The sequence below is a fragment of the Bombilactobacillus bombi genome (assembly GCF_013607485.1).
In the GTDB taxonomy this organism is placed as follows: Bacteria; Bacillota; Bacilli; order Lactobacillales; family Lactobacillaceae; genus Bombilactobacillus; species Bombilactobacillus bombi_A.
Window position 1 is genome coordinate 1 of sequence record NZ_SCHP01000124.1, and the last position, 1,398, is coordinate 1,398.

General features: G+C 33.3%; 2 protein-coding genes. Both read right to left on the minus strand.

The window, feature by feature from the left end:
• Nucleotides 1–246, minus strand: a 246-nt coding sequence (locus EQ827_RS09300; protein ID WP_181190588.1) for a YrdB family protein, incomplete at its 3' end; no start/stop codon positions are given.
• A gap of 112 nt (nucleotides 247–358) precedes the next feature.
• The gene (locus EQ827_RS08725) at nucleotides 359–565 is read right to left on the minus strand and encodes a hypothetical protein (RefSeq protein ID WP_181190589.1); all 207 of its coding nucleotides are present in this window, start codon (nucleotides 563–565) and stop codon (nucleotides 359–361) included.
• Nucleotides 566–1,398 lie beyond the last annotated feature (833 nt).

Sequence of the window (1,398 nt, forward strand, 5' to 3'; positions counted from 1 at the left end):
CACTAGTGTTGTAGTTAAAAATATAACTAGTTCAATGAAAATACGAAGAGTTAAAGAGACCCTTTTAGGTGATGTAGGAGCTCCAAAGATGGACCATACTACAATAAATAAGATTGGCATACCTATACCAATTAATAAATTAAGTGGCATTTTAAATTTACTAAGACCAGTAAATATTAATATTAGTATTGAGGATGTTTCAACCAAAAACCTCAATATTGAATTTATCATAAAAAATTGTGACATTATTTTTCTCCTAACATTTGTTCAACTATAATAACACCATTATCGAATCCATTTTCTTCATGCATTTTAGTAGAAAGTTTAGTTAAATTATTATAAAAGACAGATTACAAGTTTAATCCAAACAAGATCTAAAAACTTCAAAGGATGAAAAATAAGCAATTAAGCCATAACGCTGTTTTAAACTTTGATATTGGGCAAATTCTTTACAACGATATCCATTGCCAAAATGCTGCATAAAGCTCGCAAAAACTTGTTTTAAAGATTGTGCAGTTCGATCTGGTGCTTTAATAGCCCAAAATGCGATTGCTTGATTCGACAAACGCTTTACTTTGCCCACGAATGGAAAAAACCGTATAGATTTCCCAATTACCAAACTCTGACCTTTGATTGACAGTTATTGGCAGGCGCTCAATACTGGTGCCAGCTCACGCTTTTCTTGGCAGCGCTGACTACGATCGGGCAAGGCCCTGAAGATTAAAAGCCAGTTTACCTTGATTCAGCTAATTATGATTGAAGCCATTGCTAGCTGAAATTTAGCGGCAGTCGTTTCTGGAGACAAGTTAAGTGTAAATGTTTTTCGATCAGTTGCTTAAGGGGCTAATCTAAAAGCGTTTTACAACCAATGTACCCTCTTTTTTGCTCGGATACTGGGCTAAGAGTGGCGCATAAGATAAAATCCGTTGTAATTCTGCACAAATGGTGAACTTAGCTACGCCAACTACCATGGTTTGTGTCGTAACTACCCTTGTAAAGGTAGTAAAGAAATTACTTTAGTTTTTTAGATTAAGGCTGTTCGAATTACACTTGTAATCTTCCTTGAACTTACTTTTTATTTCATGAAGTTTATTCATGTAGCTTATCAGAAAACGACTTTTTTATACCGCGTAACTCTGCCCTAGCATTGGCTAGAGTTCAAGCACCATGTGTATTTATATAATCAATATTATTAATAATTACTAAATCTTTTATTTATATTTCTTTTTTAATATTCTACTTTTTACACGCCTACCAGGAAATGGCTTATTACAATAGGCATATGTTAAATCACTCTTATATAAAAAAATAGGCACTTTAGAATTAAACTCATGTATTTCATTAACCCCCCTGATCAATATGACCATTGGCTAATAAAACACCTTTTATATTACAGAG